This is a genomic window from Gilvimarinus gilvus, assembly GCF_030518155.1.
GTDB lineage: Bacteria > Pseudomonadota > Gammaproteobacteria > Pseudomonadales > Cellvibrionaceae > Gilvimarinus > Gilvimarinus gilvus.
In genome coordinates this window covers 1-303 of record NZ_JAULRU010000557.1, presented here as the reverse complement: position 1 = coordinate 303, position 303 = coordinate 1, and the positions used below count along the sequence as shown (strand labels likewise).

General features: G+C 29.4%; 1 protein-coding gene. It reads left to right on the top strand.

Features of this window, described 5'->3' with window-relative positions; genetic code table 11:
• Positions 1-29: 29 nt before the first annotated feature.
• Positions 30-303: DUF4836 family protein (locus QWI17_RS10570; RefSeq protein WP_302722472.1), on the top strand; the 274-nt coding region annotated here is incomplete at its 3' end.

Genomic DNA, 303 nt, shown 5'->3' with positions numbered 1-303 from the left:
TAACAACAATTTTTAAAGATATTTTTTCGATGAAAAAAGGCTTCAAATATTACTCGATTCTATTCATTATTTTGCTTTTTGCAAGTTGTTCCAAAAACGAAGATTATACGGTTTTGATTCCAACAGATGCAGATTTTGTTGCGTTGATAAATCCAAAATCAATTGCAGAAAAAGGTAATTTTCAGAAATTAGAACAATACAAAATTTATCAATTAGCCGAAGGCGAACTTAAAAATCAAGATCCGACTTTTGATCAATTATTAAATGATATCAAAAACAATCCGACCTCAGCAGGCGTAGATA